The sequence below is a fragment of the Dyella sp. genome, assembly GCF_036568765.1.
Classification (GTDB): Bacteria; Pseudomonadota; Gammaproteobacteria; order Xanthomonadales; family Rhodanobacteraceae; genus GSA-30.
Genome location: NZ_DATCRY010000206.1, coordinates 1 through 4,817 on the forward strand (window position 1 = coordinate 1; position 4,817 = coordinate 4,817).

General features: G+C 63.4%; 4 protein-coding genes. 1 reads left to right on the forward strand and 3 read right to left on the reverse strand.

Going from position 1 to position 4,817, the window contains the following annotated elements:
- A partial coding sequence (locus VIM98_RS14630; RefSeq protein ID WP_331993844.1) for a beta-glucosidase family protein occupies positions 1–1,953 on the forward strand: 1,953 nt, incomplete at its 5' end.
- Between the two features lie 175 nt (positions 1,954–2,128).
- On the opposite strand, the gene VIM98_RS14635 is transcribed toward VIM98_RS14630, so the two are convergent.
- The 3 genes from VIM98_RS14635 to VIM98_RS14645 form a co-directional block, all read right to left on the reverse strand.
- A complete protein-coding gene (locus VIM98_RS14635; protein WP_331993845.1) occupies positions 2,129–3,007 on the reverse strand; it encodes an AraC family transcriptional regulator in 879 nt (292 codons plus the stop codon).
- 18 nt (positions 3,008–3,025) lie between these two features.
- Entirely contained in the window at positions 3,026–4,567 is a 1,542-nt protein-coding gene (locus VIM98_RS14640; protein ID WP_331993846.1) for an alpha-amylase family glycosyl hydrolase, read from the reverse strand.
- Positions 4,568–4,595: 28 nt separating this feature from the next.
- Positions 4,596–4,817: alpha/beta hydrolase-fold protein (locus VIM98_RS14645; protein ID WP_331993847.1), on the reverse strand; the 222-nt coding region annotated here is incomplete at its 5' end.

Here is a 4,817-nt window from a genome sequence, read left to right on the forward strand (position 1 = left end):
GGCTATGTCCCCGCCATTCCGCGCCTGGGCATTCCCGCCTTGCAGGAAAGCGATGCGGGCCTGGGTGTAGCCAACTCTGGAACAATGCGTCCGGGCGATACTGCTACGCCCTTGCCGGCCGGGCTTGCCACTGCCGCCAGCTTCGATCCCCAGATTGCCTATAACGGCGGCGCCATGATCGGTGGCGAAGCGCGCAGCAAAGGCTTTAATGTGCAGCTCGCCGGCGGTGTCAATCTGCTGCGTGAGCCGCGCAATGGCCGCAACTTCGAATATGCGGGCGAGGATCCGCTGCTGGCCGGCACCATTGTCGGTGCGGCCATACGCGGCATTCAAAGTCAGCACATGATTTCCACCGTCAAGCATTACGCGGTCAACGACCAGGAAACCGCGCGCAACACGATCGACGCGCAGCTGGGCGAGCAGGCCATGCGCGAATCGGATCTGCTGGCCTTCGAACTGGCGATCGAGCATGGGCAGCCAGGCTCGGTGATGTGCTCGTATAACAAGGTCAACGGCGATTGGGCTTGCGAGAACGACTATCTCCTGAATCGGGTGCTCAAGCAGGATTGGCGTTACCCGGGATTCGTGATGTCCGACTGGGGCGGTGTGCACAGCGCGGCCAAGGCCGCCAATGCCGGCCTGGACCAGGAGTCGGCCGGCGAAACCTTCGATCCGCAGGTGTTTTTCGACGCACCGCTACGCGCGGCGCTAGCCGGCGGCGAGGTCAAGCAGGCGCGACTGGACGACATGGTTCATCGCATCCTGCGCAGCATGTTCGCCGCGGGGCTGTTCGATCAGCCTGCACGCGGCAAGCCGGTCGACGAACAGGCTAATCTGGCCGTGGCCCGCAAGACGCTGGAAGCTGGCGCGGTCTTGTTGCGCAACGAAAATGCGATATTGCCGTTGGATGCAACGCATCTGGAGTCGATCGCAGTCATTGGCGGATACGCTGATAAAGGCGTGCTGGCCGGCGGCGGTTCGTCGGTGGTCATGGCCAAGGGCGGCAACGCCGTGCCGGGTCTGGCACCGACCGCGTGGCCGGGACCGGTGATATATCACCCGTATGCGCCGCTGGCGGCTATTCGTCAGACCGCACCCTCGGCCAAGGTCGACTTTGCCAGTGGCGACAACGTGGCCGATGCCGTTGCGCTTGCGCGCCGCGCGAAAGTCGCGGTGGTTTTTGTCACCAAATGGGCCGCCGAATCGGTCGATGCGCCTGACCTGAACCTGCCGGGCAACCAAGACGAATTGGTACGCGCAGTGGCCGAAGCCAATCCGCGCACAATCGTGGTACTTGAGACGGGTGGTCCGGTCAGTATGCCCTGGTTGCCCCACACTGCGGCGGTGCTCGCGGCATGGTATCCGGGTGGCGACGGTGGGCACGCTATCGCGAACCTGTTGTTCGGCAAGGTCAGTCCTTCCGGGCGGCTGCCTTTTAGCTGGCCGCGTGAGCTGGCGCAGTTGCCGCGCCCGGAACTTGCCGGCGCAACCGGCGGTACGCCGCCGGCCAGTGTGAGCTATGCGATCGAGGGGGCCGATGTCGGTTACCGCTGGTACCAGCGGCAGGGTACGCATCCGCTATATCCGTTCGGCTACGGGCTTTCCTATACAAGCTTCCAGCACGGTCCGCTCAAGGTGGAAACACGCGAAGGTACGCTGCACGCCATGGTCGAAGTGCATAACACCGGTGCGCGCTCCGGCGCCGATGTCGCACAAGTCTATGTGCAGCCACCGGGCGCCAAGACCCGGCGCCTGGCAGGGTATGCCAAGGTGGCTTTGCAACCCGGCGAGCGACGTGTGCTCGATATCCCGCTCGAACGCCGGTTGCTCGCGGATTTCGACGTAGCGAATCGGCGCTGGGCGGTGCGTGGCGGATCGTATACGGTCGTCGAAGGGCGCTCGGCTGAAAATCTCGGCAAGCCGGTCGAGGTCGATATGCCGGCCAGCCATTAGAACGCGAAGTTCAGTCCGAAGGTCAGCCAGTGGTCGGCCCCTGACAGGCCGGCCTGCAGCCCGCCATGGCCATTGAGCGGGCGCAGGTGTTCGGCCAGCAGGGTTCAGTGCGTGGACATGACAAATTTCGGCCTCTTCGCCGGTGAGGGGCGCAGGGTGTGGCCCGGTGTGCGCATCATCTCGAGATTGAACTGGCTCCTCGCGATCTGAGCCTACCTCCGGCACGCCGATAATCCCGTGGGGACATACCGAAGCGCTGCTGGAACAGCTCCGTGAAATGCGATGGCGTGGCAAAACCCAGCCCATAAGCAATGGCACTGATGCTCTGGTCGCTCTCCAGCAATTGGCGGCTGGCAAGATGCAGCCGATGCATGCGGACGTAATCGCTCCAGCTCAAACCCACCTGTTGTTTGAACCGGCGGCTGAAATACGCCTGCGATAGCGCACAAAGTTCGGCGGCGTGTTCAGCCCCCGGCGCGTGCGCAGGATCTTCGCGCAAGCGGTCGATTGCAGGTCGCAGACGATGCAGGCCGACGCGGTCGCCCCTCATGGCTTCGCCTTCGACGAGTTCGGCGCGCGCTGCCGAACGCAGCAGTAACTCGACGAGCGGCAAGGTGAGCGGATCGGCGGCGTCCAGCTCGGTCAGCCAGACTCCCAGGGTATGCAGGCGCTGTTGCAAGGCATGATCGGGGCGAGCACAGAAGGCCGCGTGCAAGCGCTCGAGCCCGGGGGCGCGTGTCAGCGCCGCACCGGCCGCCGCATCGATCTGTACCAAGGTCCAATCGCGTGGGCCCGGATCCAGCGCGAAATCGTGTTCGCACATCGACGGTACGTAGGCCACGCTATACGGCGCGAGAGCGTACCGTCGTTCGCCGGTGCTGAACCACCCGCCCACCTGGCCGAACAAGACCAGCTCGTAAACATCGTGGTAGTGCACGAACGGCTCGCTGGCGCTCGCTTCGTTACCCTGCGCGATCCGCTCCGCCCGCACAGGCGCGCCCGGTAGCAGTTCGACCGGCTCGCAGATCGGGCGCTCGAGATGTGGCAGGCGCATGGCCCTCAGGGTAACCCGTCAAGGCGTTCCAAGCATCCGTACTTCAAGGGGTTGCAGAGGCATATCGGGCGTGCCGTCGCTATGTGCTTCCAGCAGGTCGGTCCACTTGCCGTCGGCCAGATCGGGCGTAAGCGAAGGGCGTGCCGCGGTACGGCCAAGGTTGACCAGCAGGAGGCTGCGCCTTGCTCCGTGCTCGCGCAAGATGCACAGCACGGGGGAGGCGTCATCGCAGGGCAGGGTCTGTTGGCCGACACGCAGTTCCGATCGCGTATGCCGTAGCGCCAGCAGTTTGCGATACCAGTTGTAGAGCGAGTCGGGCTTGGCCTGTTCTTCTTCCAGCGAGGTGCCGTCGTACGAGCGACTGTAGCGCTGTGTCCACCAAGGGCGGTCGCCGCGGTACCAGGTGGCCGAGCCCGCCGCATCCAGATCTGCTTTCCAACGGAATGCTTCGCGCGAGGGAATCTGGATGCCATCCGAAATGGGAATGTCTTTCAGTGCGCGACCGCGCATGCCCAGTTCCTGGCCGTAGTAGATCAAGGGCTCGCCCTTGAGCGTCAGTTCGATAGCCGCGCCGGCGCGGGCGCGGGCCATATCGTCTCCGACCGTCGACATATAGCGATCGACATCGTGATTTTCCAGGAAAATCACTTGGTCTTTACCCGCCGGCGTGACGGCGGCAGTCTCGCGCAGGGCTTTGACGATCGTCAGCTTGTCCAACTGCACGAGTGCTCCGCGCAACGGAAAAGCAAATACCATGTCGGCGTGGCCGCGCGTAAGCCAGTCGGCGCCGTAGCCCCAATCGGCTTGCTCGGCGAGGATGCGCAGGCTCGGCCGACGTTGCTTCAACGCCTCGAACATCGGGGACCAAAAGGCCGCGAACAGATTGCGATCCAAACCCTTGTGATCCAGGTCATCCATCATGTGGTCGATGCGCAGGCCATCCGCGCCGTCGCTGCCGCTGCCGTCGTTATGCGGGTCGATCCAGAACAGCATTAGCTGCTGGAAATACTGCCGCACTTCCGGTCGGTTCAGATCGACCATGGCGATGCCGTAGTCGCGGCCGTCGTAGCCTGCCCACTTGGGTCTGTCGAGGAAGGGCTCGGGCACGGTATGCGCCGCGTCGCGCCACAGCAGGCGGTGGGCAAGCGGGGAATCGGGCTTGCCGAGTGCGTCGCGCCACCATGGATGACCTTCGGCTACGTACTGGAATTCCTGGTCCAGATAGACCTTCAGGCCATGCTTGTGCGCAGCGCGAATGAACGCAGTGTAATCGGCCAGGGTGCCGTAGGCCGGATCGATCGCCTTGAATTCGGTGGCGAAGTAATTGTGATAGTAGGGCGAGGGTTGCAGCGGTGTAAGCAGCAGCGAGGTCACGCCCAGCTGCTGGAGATAATCGAGCTTGGCGACGATGCCGCGCAAATCGCCGCGGCGGTCGCCATTGCTATCCTGAAAGCTGCGCACGAAGATCTGATAGAAGACTTCATCGGCAGGGGCGATGTCGGGAGGGACATCGCGGGTTGCGGCAGTCGCTGAGCAAGCCATGGCGAGGAGGACAAGCATAGTAAGCAGCGAACGTGCAGTCGACATATCAACCTTTGAGGCGCTTCAGCGCCGTTCCGAAAAACCGCAGCGTGCCTTCCAGCGCGCTTCGCCAATAATCCCAATCGTGCCCGCCTTCGCCCTCGACATAGTCATGTGCGATACCGCTGTTGCGCAAAGCATGGTGTAGTTCGCGATTGGCCGTCAGATAAGGATCGTCCCTGCCGCATTCGAAACGTAATGGCGGCAACGGCTGCCGTGATCCGTGCAG